18 protein-coding genes are annotated in these 17,550 nt (G+C 29.4%); 17 read left to right on the top strand and 1 reads right to left on the bottom strand.

Annotated features, from left to right (window positions below; genetic code table 11):
- Positions 1–16 precede the first annotated feature (16 nt).
- The 15 genes from cbiG (at position 17) to nagA (ending at position 14,607) form a co-directional block, all read left to right on the top strand.
- Complete coding sequence (cbiG, locus tag FMAG_RS06575) at positions 17–1,003, top strand: cobalt-precorrin 5A hydrolase (RefSeq protein WP_005885276.1); 987 nt, start codon at positions 17–19, stop codon at positions 1,001–1,003.
- Positions 996–1,727, top strand: a complete 732-nt coding sequence (gene cobJ / locus FMAG_RS06580) for a precorrin-3B C(17)-methyltransferase (protein WP_005885278.1) — start codon at positions 996–998, stop codon at positions 1,725–1,727. Before cbiG ends, cobJ begins: the two co-directional genes overlap by 8 nt.
- Positions 1,724–2,473, top strand: coding sequence for a cobalt-precorrin-6A reductase (locus FMAG_RS06585; RefSeq protein WP_005885279.1), 750 nt, complete (start codon positions 1,724–1,726; stop codon positions 2,471–2,473). The genes cobJ and FMAG_RS06585 overlap by 4 nt, the downstream gene beginning before the upstream one ends.
- A 170-nt stretch (positions 2,474–2,643) precedes the next feature.
- Positions 2,644–3,975, top strand: a complete 1,332-nt coding sequence (locus FMAG_RS06590; protein ID WP_005885281.1) for a dicarboxylate/amino acid:cation symporter — start codon at positions 2,644–2,646, stop codon at positions 3,973–3,975.
- 132 nt (positions 3,976–4,107) lie between these two features.
- Positions 4,108–5,298, top strand: a complete 1,191-nt coding sequence (locus FMAG_RS06595) for a pyridoxal phosphate-dependent aminotransferase (protein WP_005885283.1) — start codon at positions 4,108–4,110, stop codon at positions 5,296–5,298.
- A 364-nt stretch (positions 5,299–5,662) separates the two neighbouring features.
- Positions 5,663–6,373, top strand: coding sequence for an amino acid ABC transporter permease (locus tag FMAG_RS06600; RefSeq protein WP_005885285.1), 711 nt, complete (start codon positions 5,663–5,665; stop codon positions 6,371–6,373).
- Positions 6,366–7,094 (top strand): amino acid ABC transporter ATP-binding protein, encoded by a 729-nt coding sequence (locus FMAG_RS06605; RefSeq protein WP_005885288.1) that lies wholly within the window; start codon positions 6,366–6,368, stop codon positions 7,092–7,094. The genes FMAG_RS06600 and FMAG_RS06605 overlap by 8 nt, the downstream gene beginning before the upstream one ends.
- A 42-nt stretch (positions 7,095–7,136) precedes the next feature.
- Positions 7,137–7,862, top strand: coding sequence for a basic amino acid ABC transporter substrate-binding protein (locus tag FMAG_RS06610; RefSeq protein WP_005885289.1), 726 nt, complete (start codon positions 7,137–7,139; stop codon positions 7,860–7,862).
- A gap of 267 nt (positions 7,863–8,129) precedes the next feature.
- Positions 8,130–9,419 carry an MFS transporter gene (locus tag FMAG_RS06615; RefSeq protein ID WP_005885290.1) on the top strand — a complete coding sequence of 430 codons (1,290 nt, stop codon included), beginning with the start codon at positions 8,130–8,132 and terminating at the stop codon, positions 9,417–9,419.
- A gap of 12 nt (positions 9,420–9,431) precedes the next feature.
- Positions 9,432–10,145 carry a 2-phosphosulfolactate phosphatase gene (locus tag FMAG_RS06620; RefSeq protein ID WP_005885291.1) on the top strand — a complete coding sequence of 238 codons (714 nt, stop codon included), beginning with the start codon at positions 9,432–9,434 and terminating at the stop codon, positions 10,143–10,145.
- 7 nt (positions 10,146–10,152) lie between these two features.
- Positions 10,153–10,611 (top strand): putative periplasmic lipoprotein, encoded by a 459-nt coding sequence (locus tag FMAG_RS06625; RefSeq protein ID WP_005885292.1) that lies wholly within the window; start codon positions 10,153–10,155, stop codon positions 10,609–10,611.
- A gap of 166 nt (positions 10,612–10,777) precedes the next feature.
- On the top strand, positions 10,778–11,692 hold the full coding sequence (locus tag FMAG_RS06630; protein WP_187073665.1) for a TIGR01212 family radical SAM protein: 915 nt from the start codon (positions 10,778–10,780) through the stop codon (positions 11,690–11,692).
- Between the two features lie 13 nt (positions 11,693–11,705).
- Positions 11,706–12,560, top strand: a complete 855-nt coding sequence (locus FMAG_RS06635; RefSeq protein WP_005885294.1) for a MurR/RpiR family transcriptional regulator — start codon at positions 11,706–11,708, stop codon at positions 12,558–12,560.
- 15 nt (positions 12,561–12,575) lie between these two features.
- Positions 12,576–13,403 (top strand): glucosamine-6-phosphate deaminase, encoded by an 828-nt coding sequence (gene nagB, locus FMAG_RS06640; RefSeq protein WP_005885295.1) that lies wholly within the window; start codon positions 12,576–12,578, stop codon positions 13,401–13,403.
- 64 nt (positions 13,404–13,467) lie between these two features.
- A complete protein-coding gene (gene nagA / locus FMAG_RS06645) occupies positions 13,468–14,607 on the top strand; it encodes an N-acetylglucosamine-6-phosphate deacetylase (protein WP_005885296.1) in 1,140 nt (379 codons plus the stop codon).
- A 20-nt stretch (positions 14,608–14,627) separates the two neighbouring features.
- On the opposite strand, the gene FMAG_RS06650 is transcribed toward nagA, so the two are convergent.
- On the bottom strand, positions 14,628–15,602 hold the full coding sequence (locus tag FMAG_RS06650) for an alpha/beta hydrolase (protein WP_005885297.1): 975 nt from the start codon (positions 15,600–15,602) through the stop codon (positions 14,628–14,630).
- Positions 15,603–15,881: 279 nt separating this feature from the next.
- On the opposite strand from FMAG_RS06650, the gene FMAG_RS06655 reads away from it, so the two are divergent.
- The gene (locus FMAG_RS06655) at positions 15,882–16,400 is read left to right on the top strand and encodes an IS110 family transposase (RefSeq protein WP_005885299.1); all 519 of its coding nucleotides are present in this window, start codon (positions 15,882–15,884) and stop codon (positions 16,398–16,400) included.
- Between the two features lie 170 nt (positions 16,401–16,570).
- Positions 16,571–17,440, top strand: a complete 870-nt coding sequence (locus tag FMAG_RS06660; protein ID WP_005885301.1) for a LysR family transcriptional regulator — start codon at positions 16,571–16,573, stop codon at positions 17,438–17,440.
- Positions 17,441–17,550 lie beyond the last annotated feature (110 nt).

Consider the following 17,550-nt stretch of genomic DNA (forward strand, 5'->3'; position numbering starts at 1 on the left):
TTAAGAGAGGAAAATTATGAAGATTGCATTTTGGAGTGTAACAAGAGGAGCTGGAGAGGTAGCTAAGAGAATAGGGAAAAAAGTAGAGGGGGATATATATACTCTAAAAAAATTTAATATAGAGGAAAGTATTCAAATAGAAAACTTTAGTGAGGAACTAGAGAGAAAATTTAACTATTATGATGGGCATATATTTATTATGGCAACAGGAATAGTTATTAGAAAGATAGCACCACTTATAAAGAGTAAAGATATTGACCCAGCTGTATTAGTTATAGATGAGGGAGAAAATTTTGTAATCTCTCTTCTCTCTGGTCATATTGGTGGAGCTAATGAGCTAGCTTATAAAATTGCTCAGTCTTGCTCTTTACTCCCTATTATAACTACTAGTTCAGATGTTACAGGAAAGATAGCAATAGACACAATAGCACAAAAACTAAATTGCGAGATGGAATCTCTTACTAAAGCTAAAGAGCTTACATCTTTAATAGTGGATGATAAAAAGGTAGATATACTACTTCCTAATAATGTAAAATTAGGAGAGAATAAAAATTCCTCTGGAGTAGTAATAGTATCAAATAAAAAAAGTATAGATATAATGAGATTATATCCTAAAAATATTATTGTAGGTATAGGTTGTAGGAGAGGAACTCCTAAAGAGGAGATAGAAAAATCATTAGATGAGGTAATGAGAAAACATAATCTTGCTTATGAGAGTATAAAAAAAATCTCTACTGTGGATATAAAGGCTGATGAAGTTGGAATTATAGAGTTAGCCCAAATTTTAAATAGAGAGCTTATAATTATATCCAGAGAGGATATAAAAAAGGTGGAGGATAGATTTGTAGGCTCTGAATTTGTAAAAAAACAGATAGGAGTTAGCTGTGTATCTGAACCTTGTGCTCTGTTAGCTTCTAATGGAGATGGTAAATTTTTAGAGCAAAAATATATTCAAAGTGGAATAACAATATCAATTTATGAGGAGAAATTTGGAGATGAGTAAAGGGAAAATATATGTAGTAGGGATAGGACCTGGAAATATGGAAGATATAAGTGTAAGAGCTTATAAGACTTTAAAAAATGTAGATGTAATAGCTGGATATATCACTTATATAGATTTAGTAAAAGATGAATTTAAGGAGAAAGAGTTCTATGTATCTGGAATGAAAAAAGAGATAGACAGATGTGAAAAGGTTTTAGAGCTAGCTAAAGAGGGAAAAACAGTAGCTCTGATAAGTAGTGGAGATGCTGGTATCTATGGAATGGCTGGAATAATGATAGAGGTAGCATTAGGAAGTGGAATAGATGTAGAGGTTATACCAGGAATTACATCATCAGTAGCTGGAGCTTCATTAGTTGGAGCACCTCTTATGCATGACCAAGCTATAATAAGTTTAAGTGATTTACTTACAGATTGGGAAGTTATTACTAAAAGAATAGATAGAGCTAGTGAGGGAGATTTTGTAATCTCTCTATATAATCCAAAGAGTAAGGGAAGAACAGAACAGATAGTAGAGGCAAGAGAGATTATGTTAAAACATAAGGCTCCTAGCACTCCAGTTGCTCTATTAAGGCATGTAGGGAGAGAAGATGAGAACTATACTTTAACTAATTTAGATGAGATGTTAAACTATGAGATAGATATGTTTACTGTGGTTATAGTTGGAAACTCTAAAACATATGTAAAAGAGGGAAAAATGATAACTCCTAGAGGATATCATCTATGATTTGGGTAATAGGTGGTACAAAGGATTCTAGAGATTTTCTGGAAAAGATTGTAAAGAGTACTACTGATATAATTGTAACAACAGCTACTGAGTATGGTGGAAAACTTTTAGAAAATCTGCCAGTAAAAACTCTATGTAAAAAATTGACTTACTCTATGATGGTAGATTTTGTAAAAGAAAACTCTATTGATAAGATAGTTGATTTATCTCACCCATATGCTATGGAAGTTTCACAGAATGCCATTGATGTAAGTAAGGAGCTACAAATAGAGTATTTTAGATTTGAAAGAGAGGAAATCTCTTTTCTCCCACAAAAATATAAAGAGTTTGATAATATAGAAAGCCTGATAAAATATTTAGAGGGAGTAGAGGGAAATATATTAGTTACTCTTGGAAGTAATAATATTCCTCATTTTTCTAAGCTTAAGAATTTAAAAAATTTTTATTTTAGAATTTTACCTAAATGGGATATGGTAAAAAAGTGTGAAGATGTAGGGGTACTCCCTAAGAATATAATTGCTATGCAAGGACCTTTCTCTAAAAATATGAACAAGGCTATGATAGAGCAATATGATATAAAATATCTTGTAACTAAGCAAGCTGGAGATACAGGAGGAGAGAGAGAAAAGATAGAAGCTGCTGATGAGATGAATATAGAAGTAGTTTTTCTTACTCGTCCTAAGGTAGAATATCCTAGCTGTTATAGTGATATAGATAAATTATTTAAAAGAGTAATAGAGAAATAGTAGATTATAAAAAGAAAATTTTACTTTCTATTTAAAAGTAATTTTTTCTTTTTTTTATTTTTTAAAAAAAATATGGCAATTTTGTGAAAAAATCTTTGACATATTTTCAAAATTGGAATATAATAACTGTTAGGAATTTTTTAAAAATAAATATTAGGAGGAAAAAAACAATGAAAAAAAACTCTAATACACTAGCTGTAAAAATGAGTATAGCTTTAGTGTTAGGTATCATTGCTGGATTTTTATGTATCTTTTTTAGAGAGAGAGTAGGAGTAGATAGTGGAGCTTGGAAATTTTTAAACTTCTTACTATTCCAAGACATCAGTGCTAAAGGAGGAGAAAGAGCAATTGGTATCTTCTATATCATAGGGCAATTGTTTATCAACTCACTACAACTTGTAATTATACCAATGGTATATACTTCAATAACTCTTGCTATTTGCCACATTAGTGATACAAGAAAATTAGGACGTATCTCTTATAAAACATTAGGATTTTTCTTAGTGTCATCAATCTTTGCTTTAGCTTTAGCTGGATTTGTAGGAATGGCTTTAAATATGTCAGGGGCATTTAGTATTCATATTGAATCTGGAGTAAATGTAGTAGCAGGAAAAACAGGAAGTAACCCACTTCTAATGATTATGCAAATAGTTCCTAATAATATATTTGCTGCTTTTTCACAAAATGGTGGAGTATTAGCAGCTGTATTCTTAGCTGTATCAACAGGACTATGTATTAACTCATTAGGAGAAAAAACTCACTATGTAAAAGGATTTTTACAAGAGGTAAATGATATAGTTATAAAGTTTTTATCATTTGCAATAAATAAATTTGGACCAATAGCTATATTTGTTCTACTTACTAGAACATTTGCTGCTTATGGAGTAGAGCACTTAAAACCAGCTTTAATATATGTAGTATCTACTACTATAACTTTACTTTTATTCTTAGTATTTGGATATGCTATATTAATAGTAGCATCTACTAGATTAAATCCAATGCCATTTGTAAGAAAGGCATCTAAAGTTGCTCTATTTGGTTTTTCAACTTCATCTTCAGCTGCTACACTACCACTTAATAAAAAGACAACTGTAGAAGAGCTTGGAGTAAATGAAGATATAGCTTCATTTGTACTTCCACTTGGAATGACAACTAATATGAATGGAACAGCTATTATGCAAGTAATTGCTGCTGTATTTGTAGCTAGTACAGCTGGATATGAATTAGGACTTGCTAATATATTTATCATAGGAGTCCTTGCTCTTATAGCTTCAGTAGGAACACCAGCAGCACCAGGAGCTGGAGCAATAGTATTATTTACTATCTTATCTGGACTTGGATATGTAAATGACACAGCAATATTAACTTACTCTTTAATACTTGCTATCAATAGACCTATTGAGATGTTAGTAACTTCTCTAAATGTAATAGGAGATAGTGCTGCTAGTATCTATGTAGCTAAGAGCGAACATATGCTAAATGAGGAAATTTATCATAAATAATTTTTATAAAATAGTCAGGGATAAATAGTTCTTGACTATTTTTATTTTTTGCAATAAATATTTTGAATTTTTTTTAAAGGTATGATAAAATAGATAAATACAATTAAAATAAATTTTGAAAGAGGGAGAGTTATGAAAATATCCAACAGAGCAATAGAAATGAATTTTTCACCAATAAGAAAGTTGATACCTCTTGCGGACGAAGCGGAAAAGAGAGGAGTTAAAGTATATAAATTAAATATAGGGCAACCTAACATTGTAACACCTGACTCATTTTTTGAAGGATTACATAATTATCAAGAGAAAATTGTAACATATTCAGATTCAAAAGGAATTTTAAAATTAAGAGAGAGCTTTGTAAAAAGTTATAAAGCAAGTGGAATAGATATAGATGTAGATGATATACTTATCACTCAAGGAGGAAGTGAGGCTATACTATTTATACTTATGTCTATTTGTAACGAGGGAGATGAAGTATTAGTACCAGAGCCTTTCTATTCTAACTACTCAAGCTTCTCTACATTTTCAGGAGCAAAAGTTAAACCTATTCCAACTACAATAGAAAACAATTTCCATCTACCTTCTCAAGAAGAGATAGAGAGCCTAATCACTCCTACAACTAGAGCTATAATGTTCTCTAATCCTGTAAATCCAACAGGAACTATATATACAGAAGAAGAGATAAGAATGATAGGAGAGATAGCTAAAAAACATGATTTATACATCATAGCTGATGAGGTATATAGACAATTTGTATATGATGATGTACCTTATACTTCTGTTATGAAAATGGAAGATTTAAAAGATAGAGTAATACTAGTAGATAGTATATCTAAACACTACAGTGCTTGTGGAGCAAGAATTGGACTTATAGCTAGTAAAAATCATGAGTTAATGAACTATATTTTAAAGTTCTGTCAAGCTAGACTATGTGTTTCTACAATAGAGCAACATGCAGCAGCAAATCTTATTAATACTATGGATAGTTATTTTGAAGATGTAAAATTAAAATATAAGAGCAGAAGAGATTTATTATATGGATACTTAAAGAAAATACCAGGAGTAATCTGTTCAAAACCTCAAGGAGCTTTCTATATTTTTGCTAAACTTCCAGTGGATAATGCAGAAAAATTTGCTAAATGGCTATTAACAGATTATTCATATGAAGGAAAAACTTTACTTATAGCTCCAGGACCTGGATTCTATCAAACACCAGGAAAGGGAACGCAAGAGGTAAGATTTTCTTTCTGTACAAATGTAGATGATATAGAAAATGCTATGATAGTTTTAAGAAGAGCATTAGAAGAATATAATAGAAAATAAGATAGTAAGTTAAGGAAAAATAAAAATTAATTTACAAAAAAATATTGACAATTAAAAAAAATTAGAGTATAATCAAGGAAAATTACGAAAAGGAGGAAGAGAGAATGTTAAGGAACTTCAGGATAAGGACGAACAATAAAAAGAATAATTTTAATAGCCTTGTCTTTGAAATTGACTGAATTACATTTATCTTCTTGAAAAGATTGGAAATAATTTAAATTGTTTTTCCATGAGCATAAAGTTGATAGCTTTGAATACTAATATATAATATTCTTAGTTTAATTTAAGTATGTAATACAGACATTTCGGTGTCTGTATTTTTTTATAAAAAAATAAATTGTTATAATATATTAAGGAGGAACAGATGGAGTATTTAGCACTACTAAAAGATATTTTTATAGGAGGGGAAAGATATAAGTATATACTAAACGGATTATCCTTTTCTGTTGGAACTACAGCTCTAGCAGCAATAATTGGAATAGCTTTAGGAATATTTATAGCTCTATTACAACTTTCACATTTTTATCCATTTAAACATAGTAAAAATTGGAAAAAATTTAATCCACTTTCAAAATTAGCTTTTGGTTATGTAGATTTAATTAGAGGAACACCTGCAGTAGTTCAACTTATGATTTTAGCTAACTTAATATTTGTAGGAAGCTTAAGAGATACACCTATACTTGTAATTGCTGCTATCTCATTCGGTATTAACTCTGGTGCTTATGTTGCTGAGATAATCAGAGCTGGTATAGAAGGACTTGACAAGGGACAAATGGAAGCTGCAAGAGCTTTGGGAATGAACTATGGACAATCTATGAAAGAGATAATCATTCCTCAAGCTGTTAAAAAGATTTTACCAGCACTTGTAAGTGAGTTTATAACTTTACTTAAAGAAACTTCAATAGTTGGATTTATAGGTGGAGTTGACTTACTACGTTCTGCAAACATCATCACAAGCCAAACATATAGAGGAGTAGAACCACTATTAGCTGTTGGATTTATCTATTTAATAATGACAGCAGTATTTACTAAATTTATGAGAAGAGTAGAAAAGGGGTTGAAAGTAAGTGATTAAGATTGAAAAACTTTGTAAAAATTATGATAAATTAGAAGTATTAAAAGGAATAGATGCTCAAGTAAACAAGGGAGATATAATAGCAATAATAGGACCATCTGGAAGTGGTAAATCTACTTTTTTAAGATGTATAAATAAATTAGAAGAGCCTACTAGTGGACATATATATATAAAAAATCAAGATATAATGTCAGATAATACAGATATTAACTTAATTCGTCAAAAGGTAGGAATGGTATTCCAACACTTTAACTTATTTCCACATAAAACAGTAATGGAAAACTTAACTTTAGCACCTATGAAATTAAAAAATCTTTCTCAAGAGGAAGCTGAGAAAAAAGCATTTATCTTACTTGAAAAGGTAGGATTAAAAGATAAAGCAAGTGCCTATCCTAATCAATTATCTGGAGGACAAAAACAAAGAATAGCAATAGCAAGAGCTTTAGCAATGGAACCAGAAGTAATGTTATTTGACGAGCCTACATCAGCTCTTGACCCTGAGATGATAAAAGAGGTACTAGATGTAATGAGAGAGCTAGCTCAAGAGGGAATGACTATGCTTATAGTAACACATGAGATGGGATTTGCTAAAAATGTAGCTAATAGAATTTTCTTTATGGATAGAGGAACTATATTAGAAGATACTACACCAACCGAGCTATTTAGTAATCCTAAGCATGAGAGAACACAAGAGTTCTTAAATAAGGTATTAAACAAGTAATTTAACTTTATATTAACTAAGGTAAAAGGAGAGGATTTTATTATGAAAAAATTATTTAAAAAAGCTTTAATTGGAATGATGGTTCTATCTTTATCAGCAACAGCATTAGCTAAGGAAAAAATCTATGTGGGGACAAATGCAGAATTTCCTCCTTTTGAATATTTAGAGAAAGGTGAGATTACAGGATTTGATATTGAATTAATGAATGAGATGGGAAAAGTCTTAGACGCTGAAGTAAAAGTACAAGATATGGCTTTTGATGGATTGCTTCCAGCTCTACAAATGAAAAAGGTAGATGTGGTAATAGCAGGAATGACAGCTACTGAAGAGAGAAAGAAAACAGTTGCTTTTACACAACCTTACTATACAGCTAGCCAAGTTATAATAGTAAAAGAGGGAGATAACTCTATAAAATCTTTTGATGACTTAAAAGGTAAAAGAGTTGGAGTTATGTTAGGATTTACTGGAGATACAGTTGTAAGTGAGATAGAAGGAGTAAAAGTTGAGAGATTCAATGCTGCTTATGCTGGAATAATGGCTCTTAAAGCTGATAAAGTAGATGCTGTTGTATTAGATTCTGAACCAGCTAAAAACTATGTAAAACAAAATGCTGGACTTAAAATAGCTGAAGCAGTTGCAGCTCAAGAGGAGTATGCTATCGCTCTTAGAAAAAATGATAAAGAGTTATTAGAGAAAATAGAAAAAGCTCTAGCAGAAGTAAAAGCTAATGGAACTTATGATAAATTATTAGAGAAATATTTTAACTAGAAATAGGAGAGAGGAGATTTTATCCTCTTCTTTTTTTATTTTTTGAAAGTTTTATAGTATAATATGAAAAGAGTGTTGTAAAATAAAAATAATTGTGTTAATCTATAAATATAAAAATTAAAATAACAGGGGCGAAAAATGAAATTATGCATTGTATATACTCCATACAGAGTTAAAATATGATAGGCTGTGTGGAGTAAAAAAACTATCTAAATTTTAACTTTGTATTTTCAATTAAAGATAATATTGAAAAGGAGTAAAGTTAAAATGGAAAATAAGATTAATGAGTTAAAAAATTTTTATATATTTAGTTTAGGACAATTTGTTTCTCAATTTGGAAGTAAATTGTCAAGTTATGGTTTTATATTGTGGGCATATAAAGAGAGTAATTCTGTATTAACAACTTCATTACTAGGGGCATGTTATCTTGTTCCAGAAATTTTCTTTAGTTTTATAGCTGGAGGAATTAGTGATAGTTGGAATAAAAAAAGTATAATTATTTTATCTGATACTATGGCAGGATTTCTTTCGCTTTTAGTGTTAATGCTTTTTAGTTTCGATATATTAGAAGTTAAACATCTCTATATTATAAATTTTCTTTTAGGTATAGGAGATGCTTTTCAAAATCCAGCTTCTGAAGTGGTAATATCAATAATAGTTTCCAAAGAAAATTATATAAAAACAAGTGGGATACGTTCTTTCTTTAATTCTTTTATTACTATTTTTGTTCCTATTTGCTCAGTAGCAATTTATTCTTTTTCAGGATTAAAATATATTTTAATTGTTGATTTATTAACTTTTTTATTTGCTTTATTGACTCTTATTTTTTTAGTCTATATACCAGAAATAAAAAGTTTAAAGGAAGAAAATATTAATATTTTTAAGCAATGTATTGCTGGAGTTAAATATATTTTTTATAGAAAAGATATTTTAGCACTTATATATTTTATGGGATTTATAAATTTTATTGCAGGAATGTATAATACAGCTCTTGCTCCTATGATACTTTCAAGAACAGGAAATAATGATATTCAACTTGGAGTTGTAACAAGTTCAATAGGAATATCTGGACTTTTAGGAAGCTTGATAGTTCAAAAATTTCCTCAACCTAAAAAAAGAGTTCCTCTTATGGCAAATATTATGATATTTTCATTTTTAATTTGTAATATTTTATTAGGAGTTGGAAGAAATTATATTTGGTGGACAATAGCTGTTTTAGCAGGACATTTCTTTGTACCATTACTTTTAGCTAATATGGAATATTTTATGAGAACAAAGGTTCCTCTTGAAGTACAGGGAAAAGTTTTTTCAGCAAGAAATACTATTCAATATGCAACTTTACCAATGGGAAATTTACTTTGTGGTATATTAGCTGATAATTTTTTTGAGCCATATATGTTAGGAAGAGGATATGGGCAAGAGTTTTTTCATTATTTTACAGGTGAAGGTTCAGGAAGCGGTTTAGCTTTAATGTATATATTTTTAGGATTAATAGGTTTTATAGGAAGTTTTTTATTTAAAAAAAATAAAAATTTTAATAAATTAGATCAAAAATAGAGGAGTAGAGAGATGAGAATAGATATAATTGATGTAGCTGGAAATATTACTCAAGAAAAAGTAAAAGGGAAAACAGTTATCATAATAGATGTGTTAAGAGCTACAAGTGTTATGACAACAGCCTTAGCAAATGGAGTAAAGGCTATCTACCCATATAAAGATATAGAGAGTGTACTAAAAAATTCAAAGTTGGATAAGAATCCATTGTTATGTGGAGAGAGAAAAGGACTTAAGATAGAAGGGTTTGATTGTGGTAACTCTCCACTAGAATATCCAAGAGAGCTAGTAGAGGGTAGAAATATGTATATGACTACTAGTAATGGGACAAGAGCAATAGAAAAAAGTGCTGATGGAGCAGAGAGAATATATATATCAGCTTTTTTAAATGTAGGAAGAGTGGCAAAACAAATTGTAGAAGATAATAGAGATGTAGTAATTGTATGCTCTGGTACAGATGATAATTTTTCTTTAGATGATGCTCTTTGTGCTGGGGAGATAATAAAAAGAGCTGTTAAAGAGAAAGATATAGAATTATCTGATATGGCAATAGGACTAAAGTTTATAGCAGAAAACTCAAAAGATATTCCTACTACATTAAAGGGAACAAAGCACTATGAATATCTAAAATCTATTGGATTTACAGGAGATATGGAGCATTGTTTTACAATGGATAAGTATGATATTTTACCTTTTTATAATGATGGGAAAATAATAGTAAAGAAGTAGTGATAGTATGAAAAAGAAATTAGCAATTTTTATAGGAAGTTTATTACTTTTAGGTTGCTCAAATACTCAACAGCCTAAAGTAGAAGATTTCTTTGTAGAAAATACTCAAACTTATACAAGTGGATTTGAAAATGCTGGTTATAAAGTAGATTCCAAAATAGTAGAATTAGATGATAAAAAATTCTTAGTAGAGGATACAACAGATACAGCTACAACTGTTCAAAGAGTTTATTATTTAGATAATGATGAGATACTACTATTATTCACAGAAGAAGCTCAAGTAGCTGATTTATCTAAGCTTGATATAAATTCTGGAGAGGTAGTGTTAAAAGCTCCTCTAGTAGTTGGAAAAACTTGGACTTCTAATGGAAATAGATATGAAATAATATCAGTAACTGAAGATAAAGTAGAGGTAAAGAAAACTTTTCAAAGTGGAATAGAGAAGATTCTTACTTATAAGAGATAAAAAAATTAAAATAAAGTTTAAAGTAGAGATTCTACATTGATTATTTTGTAGGATTATCTCCTTTTTTATTTCTCTTTACTCCTTTATATTATATTAAATAAGATGAATGAAATTATAAATTATGGTATAATATAAAAAAGAGAATTAAAAATTTATAGAGGAAAAAGTGATGAAGAGATATAGTACTTTAGACAATTTTTTTAAAACAACCTTTGGAAAGAAAATATATAAGGTTTCACTTGATGGGGGATTTACCTGTCCTAATAGAGATGGAACACTTAGCAAAAGAGGTTGTATATTTTGTAGTGAAAGAGGAAGTGGAGATTTTGCTGGGAAGCGTGGAGATGATATATATAATCAAATAGAGGAACAACTAAAACTCATTGAAAAAAAATTCCCAGAGGGAGAGGTAATAGCATATTTTCAAAATTTTACTAACACTTATGCTGATGTGGAGTACTTGAGAGAGATTTACACAAAAGCTCTTTCACACCCTAGAGTGATGGGATTAGCTATTGCTACTAGACCAGATTGTTTAGGAGAAGATGTTTTAGAGCTATTAGATGAATTAAATAAAAAACATTTTCTTTGGGTAGAGTTGGGATTACAGACAATAAATGAAGAGGTGGCTAAAAGAATAAACAGACAATATCCATTGGAAACTTATGTAAAAGCTACTGAAGAGTTAAATAAAAGAGATATAAAATTTGTTACACACATTATTGTTGGACTTCCTTATGAAAAAGAGGATGATGCTCTTGAAACTGCTATGTTTTCTGAAAAATGTGGAACTTGGGGAGTAAAGATTCATCTTCTACATGTGCTTAAAAATACTATGTTAGAAGAGCTTTATCAGAAAGATGAAATAAAATTACAAAAAAAATCTGAATACGTGAAAAAAATAGTTAAAATTTTGGCAAATTTGTCGTATAATATAGTTATACATAGAGTAACAGGAGATGGAGATAAAAATAATTTAATAGGACCTCTTTGGAGTTTGAATAAAAGAGATGTTTTAAATAGTATTGATAAGCTTATGAAAGAAGAAAATATAACGCAGGGAAGCGAAAAAGAGAAGTAGGGGGATTTTTTATATGGGAGTACTTATAAAAATAAATAGTATGTTAGATAATATAAGTTCTACTGAAAAAAAAGTAGGAGAGTATATATTAGAAAATCCAGATAAGATAAAAGATTTGAATACATATGAGTTAGCTAATATAACTAAGACAAGTCAAGCTACTGTTGTAAGATTTGCTAAAAGATTAGGATTTAAAGGTTTTCCAGCTTTTAAACTTGCTTTAAGCCAAGATCTTGGAAATAGAAAAGCTGAATCTCACGTAAATATTATGCATGAAGAGATAAAACCAGATGATAGTTTTGAAATTATAGGGAGAAAGATATCTAATGAGAATATTACTGCTATTAGTGATACCTATGAAGTTACAGACTTTACAGAGCTAGAAAAAGCTGTAGTAATGTTATCTAAAGCTCGTAAAATAATGTTAGCGGGAATAGGATTTTCTGGAATAGTAGCAAAGGATTTTTACTATAAATTATTAGAATTAGGAAAACATGCTATGATAGAAGTGGATACACATATGCAACTAAGTTGTTTAAGTACAATGGGAGAAGATGATGTATTATTTGTAATCTCTCATAGTGGAAAGACAATGGAAATGTACAATGTTGTAAAAGTAGCTAAGAGTAAAGGAATAACTGTTATAGCAATGACAAGTATAGCTCCAAATCCAATTAAAGATTTAGCAGATATCAGACTTAATACTGTGGAAATGAATAGTAACTTTAGGTCAACAGCATTATCTCCAAGAATTTCACAGCTTACAGTAATAGATATGCTTTATGTTAAAATGATGTTAGAGAATAAAAATATGCAAGATTATATCTTTGATGCTATTGAGTTAGTTCAAGGGTTTAAAATAAAGTAAACTTAGGAGGAAGAAATGAGAGTAATTATCACTGATAAAAATATAGGAGACTGGGCTGCTGTATATGTAGCAAGAAAGATTAATGAGTTCAAACCAACTAAAGAGAGACCATTTGTTTTAGGTTTACCAACTGGAGGAACTCCTTTAGAAATGTACAAGAGACTAATTCAATTAAATAAAGATGGAATTGTATCTTTTGAAAATGTAGTGACATTCAATATGGATGAGTATGTAGGGTTAACTCCAGATAACGACCAAAGCTATCATTACTATATGCACCATAATTTCTTTGACCACATCAATATTCCAAAAGAAAATATCAATATATTAGATGGAATGGCAGTAGATTATAGAGCAGAGTGTCAAAGATATGAGGATAAAATAAAATCTTATGGAGGAATCCACTTATTCTTAGGAGGAATAGGACCAGATGGACATATAGCTTTCAACGAGCCAGGATCTTCTCTATCTTCAAGAACTAGAGATAAAGAGTTAACTATGGATACTATAATTGCTAACTCAAGATTCTTTGGTGGAGATATAAATAAAGTTCCAAGACTTGCTTTAACTGTTGGAGTAGGAACTATATTAGATGCTAAAGAAGTATTAATAATGGTAACAGGAGCTAATAAATCAAGAGCTCTTCAACATGGAGTAGAAGAGGGAGTAAACCATATGTGGACAATATCAGCTCTTCAACTTCACAGAAGTGGTATAATAGTTTCTGACGAAGCTGCTTGTTCAGAATTAAAAGTTAGCACATATAGATATTTCAAAGATATCGAAAAAGATAACTTAGATTCAGAAAAATTATTAGCAGACTTATATGCAGAGAATAAATAATAAATATTAAAATCAACTGGGGAGTTGCATTTATTAATGTGGCTCCCTTTTTGTAGGAGGTAAGATGAAAAAAGCGATAGTAAATGGAGAGTTGTTTATAGGAAATAGATTCTATAAAGATAGAGTATTAGTATTTGAAAATGAAAAAATAGTAGATATATTAGATGCAAGTGAATTAGAGAAAGAGTACGGAAATATTGAAGTTATAGATGCTAAGGGGTGCTATGTTACTCCTGGATTTATAGATTTACAACTGAATGGTTGTGGTGGAGTACTGTTTAATGATGATATTAGTGAGAAAACATTAGAGATTATGTATAAAACAAATTTAAAATTTGGTTGTACATCATTTACTCCTACTCTTATTACTACAAGTGATGAAAATATATTAAAAGCTATATCTCTAGTGGAAAATATAGATAAAGAAAAATATGGAGTAATAGGTTTACATATAGAGGGACCATATATCAATGTAGAAAAGAAAGGAATACATAATCCAAAATTTATAAGAGCAGCTGAAGATAAGATTATAGATAGAATAATAGAAGCTGGAAAGGAAAATGTAAGGATAATTACTTTAGCTCCAGAAAAAACTGATAAAAAAGTAATTTCAAAACTTTATAAAGCTGGAATCAATGTAGCTTTAGGACATACTAATGGGACTTATGAGGAGTTAAAAGAAAAAGAGGGGTATGGAGTAACTTTAGCTACGCATCTATATAATGGAATGTCATCGTTTAACCATAGAAATCCAGGAGCAGTGGGAACTATATTTGATAGTGATATCTGTGCCGGTATAATAGTTGATGGTTTCCATTGTCATTACTCAGCTATAAAGTCAGCTATAAAAATTATGGGAGAGAGATTATTTTTAGTGACAGATGCTGTTTCTCCAGTTGGAACTGATATGGAATACTTCTATTTTGAAGGAAATAAGGTATATTATAAAGATGGAAAATGTTTTGGAGAGGATGGAACACTTGGTGGTTCTGCATTAACTATGGATATGGGAGTAAAAAACTTAGTAAAACATTGTGATATTACATTGGAAGAAGCTATAAGAATGGCTACTTTATATCCAGCTAAAGCTGTAAAGATAGATAATAGATATGGAAAACTTCAACCGGATTATTTTGCTGATATAGTTTTCCTAGATAAACATTTGAATTTGAAGAAGGTAATTGCTAAGGGAATAGAATATTAAAATAAGGGAGCAAAGGCTCCCTATTTTAAGTTTTCTTTTATAAATTTATCTACTATATCTAATATATCCTCTTGCCAAAAAGGTGCTCCACCATGGTCAGCTCCATCTAATTGATAAAATTCTACAATTTTGTTTTCTTCTTTTAATTTATCGTAAAGTAATACACTTTGACCAAAAGGAACTAGACGGTCTTTATTTCCATGAATAATAAGAAATGGCGGAAGATATTTTTCTTTAGATATGTGATTCATTACTACAGTGGGATAAACTTTTTCTAGATTTTCTAATACATTTACTTTACCAATAAGTTCTCCTTCGGGAGAGCTAGGAGAGATATGGTCCTGAATTGAAGGTTCGAAATTCATTTTTGAAATATCAGTTGGTCCATAAAAATCTATAATAGCTTTAATATCTAATTGACTATCTTCATCATTATATTCCTTTTCATTTAAAGTTGCTCCTACCATTGCAGCAGTATGTCCTCCCGAAGAATCCCCCCATACAACAACTTTATCTTTATCTACTCCATATTTTTCAGAGTTTTTTAGCATATAACGAATAGCCGTTTTAGTATCTTTAATTTGGGCTGGAAATATAGCTATGTCTGATGAACGGTATTCTACAATTGCTATAATATAACCTTTTTCTGCCATTCTTGATAATTGTCCAACTCCCATTCCTAGATTTTGTTTTCTCCAGGCTGAACCTTGAATATATATTATAAGAGGGTATTTCTCTTTGTTTTTTTCACTTGGTTCAAAACTAGGGTAGAGAATATTAAGATGTAAAGGGGTATTATCCTTTATGGTATATACTACATTTTCTAAGCTAATAGATTTTATATCTTCTTTCGCTTTGATTACTTTCATTCCCTTACTTTTCTTTTCACTTTTAGGAAATGATACATAATCTAAATTTTTTGGTGGAATTATATTGTCAGATAAAGAATTAAAAAATATTGTCATAAGTAATGCTCCTATTATTAATTTATTCATTATTTTCTCCTTGTATAATGTATTTAAGTTAATAAAGGCAACCTATAATCCTTTTTAATCTTTATACACTTGGTGTATAATATATTTAATTAGATAGAGTGACACCGTTTCCTCCTTGAGATTTAATCTCGTACTTGAAAGAGTGGTGCCTCTTTCTGTTTAACTGTTTACGAATGAGTTAGATGTTGACCAGTTTCTGGTACTTCGTATTTTTCACAAGGTAGTAACGTTTCTCAGATAAGAGGTCTTTATCTTTGATTTATTCCTTGAGGTGATTTTATGTTTTATTTAGGTATTGACATTGGTAAAAATACTCATGTCGCTTCTCTTATTGATGATAAGAAAAAGGTTATTTTTAAAGCTTTTTCTTTTTCAAATTCTATTGATGGAGCCAACTCGCTTCTTGAAAAATTATCTCCCTTTATTCAATCTTTAGAAATCGGTATGGAAGCTACTGGACATTACTGGCTTTCTATTTATTCTTTTCTCGTTGAAAAAAACCTTTCTGTCCATGTTATCAATCCTATTCAGACTGATGGTTGGCGTAACGGTATCGAAATTCGTAAAAGAAAAACTGATATCATTGATTCTATCCTAATTGCTGACCTCCTAAGATATGGAGATTTTCTTGAAACTAGTCTTTCTAATGAAGACTACTTATCTTTAAGAAATCTTACTCGCTTTAGAAGTTATCTTATCTCTTCTGTCAGTGATTTAAAGCGAAAAACAATTGCTGTATTAGACCAAGTTTTTCCAGAATATGCGAGCTCTTTTAGTAATATCTTTTGTTTCTATTAACTCTTCTGAATTATTTTTTAAAATCTCGAGAGCACTTCTCAAATCTCTTATTTTTACCATTTTATCACCTTTTATTCTTGATATATATATTATAGATAAAATAGATTAGAAAATCAATTCTTAATATGCTATAATATATTCCAAAAAGGAATATATAGAAGGGAGAAAAAATGACGTTTGAACAATTAAAATATTTTGTTACATTAGTTGAGGGAGAAAACTTTTTAGAAGTAGCAGAAAAACTGTATATTTCTCAGTCCTCACTTTCTAAACAGATAAAAAAACTTGAAGAAGAATTAGAAGTATCATTATTAGATAGAAGTGGAAGAAAAGCTAAATTAACAGAAGGTGGAGAATTTTTTTACTTAGAAGCAAAAAAATTATTATTAGAATATGAAAAACTTTTAGAAAATATAAAACCATATAAAAAGAAAAATATATTATCTATAGGAGTACTTCCTATTTTAAGCCAATATAATTTAAATTTATTATTTCAGAATTTTAAAAGTATATATCCAGATATAGAATTAATTATTGATGAACAAGAAGAGAATTTATTGAAAGAAAATATTCTAAATAAAAAATATGATTTTGTAATTTCTAGAGATTTATTTGAAAAAAATTTAATAAAATGTGAAACAATAGCTAAAGATGAGATAGTGGCTGTGTATTCATCATCTCATATTTTAACTCAAGATAAGTTTATAAACTTCAGTCAATTAAAAAAAGAAAAAATATTAACAATGAATAATTATACAACTGTATATAAAAAAATAATGTTATTATCTCAAAAGATAGGAGTGGACTTAAATATTGTTAGAACAGGGAGAATAGAGAGTTTAGTAGATTATATAAAGATAGAAGATGCAGTAGCGCTCATTCCATTTAAAAGTTTGAATATATTTAAAAAAGATGGTTTGGATTTTCTTCCAATTGTACCTTCGATAGATTTAGATGTTTTTCTAATAAAAAATAAAGATACTCATTATTCTGAAAGTATGAAGATATTCCATAACTTTGTTAAAAATTATTTAAAATAACTTTTATTTCATTATTTAAAATAATCAAACCACATATAATGTTAATTATATGTGGTTTGATTAATTGTTAAATAATTATTTAATTTAAAATTACTTTTATATTATTTTAA

Source organism: Fusobacterium mortiferum ATCC 9817, assembly GCF_000158195.2.
GTDB lineage: Bacteria > Fusobacteriota > Fusobacteriia > Fusobacteriales > Fusobacteriaceae > Fusobacterium_A > Fusobacterium_A mortiferum.

Bases quoted from the DNA above. Each gene is read 5' to 3' on its own strand.
- cbiG (WP_005885276.1), top strand. From the start codon at position 17: ATGAAGATTGCATTTTGGAGTGTAACAAGAGGAGCTGGAGAGGTAGCT.
- cobJ (WP_005885278.1), top strand. From the start codon at position 996: ATGAGTAAAGGGAAAATATATGTAGTAGGGATAGGACCTGGAAATATG.
- FMAG_RS06585 (WP_005885279.1), top strand. From the start codon at position 1,724: ATGATTTGGGTAATAGGTGGTACAAAGGATTCTAGAGATTTTCTGGAA.
- FMAG_RS06590 (WP_005885281.1), top strand. From the start codon at position 2,644: ATGAAAAAAAACTCTAATACACTAGCTGTAAAAATGAGTATAGCTTTA.
- FMAG_RS06595 (WP_005885283.1), top strand. From the start codon at position 4,108: ATGAAAATATCCAACAGAGCAATAGAAATGAATTTTTCACCAATAAGA.
- FMAG_RS06600 (WP_005885285.1), top strand. From the start codon at position 5,663: ATGGAGTATTTAGCACTACTAAAAGATATTTTTATAGGAGGGGAAAGA.
- FMAG_RS06610 (WP_005885289.1), top strand. From the start codon at position 7,137: ATGAAAAAATTATTTAAAAAAGCTTTAATTGGAATGATGGTTCTATCT.
- FMAG_RS06615 (WP_005885290.1), top strand. From the start codon at position 8,130: ATGGAAAATAAGATTAATGAGTTAAAAAATTTTTATATATTTAGTTTA.
- FMAG_RS06620 (WP_005885291.1), top strand. From the start codon at position 9,432: ATGAGAATAGATATAATTGATGTAGCTGGAAATATTACTCAAGAAAAA.
- FMAG_RS06625 (WP_005885292.1), top strand. From the start codon at position 10,153: ATGAAAAAGAAATTAGCAATTTTTATAGGAAGTTTATTACTTTTAGGT.
- FMAG_RS06635 (WP_005885294.1), top strand. From the start codon at position 11,706: ATGGGAGTACTTATAAAAATAAATAGTATGTTAGATAATATAAGTTCT.
- nagB (WP_005885295.1), top strand. From the start codon at position 12,576: ATGAGAGTAATTATCACTGATAAAAATATAGGAGACTGGGCTGCTGTA.
- nagA (WP_005885296.1), top strand. From the start codon at position 13,468: ATGAAAAAAGCGATAGTAAATGGAGAGTTGTTTATAGGAAATAGATTC.
- FMAG_RS06650 (WP_005885297.1), bottom strand. From the start codon at position 15,602: ATGAATAAATTAATAATAGGAGCATTACTTATGACAATATTTTTTAAT.
- FMAG_RS06655 (WP_005885299.1), top strand. From the start codon at position 15,882: ATGTTTTATTTAGGTATTGACATTGGTAAAAATACTCATGTCGCTTCT.
- FMAG_RS06660 (WP_005885301.1), top strand. From the start codon at position 16,571: ATGACGTTTGAACAATTAAAATATTTTGTTACATTAGTTGAGGGAGAA.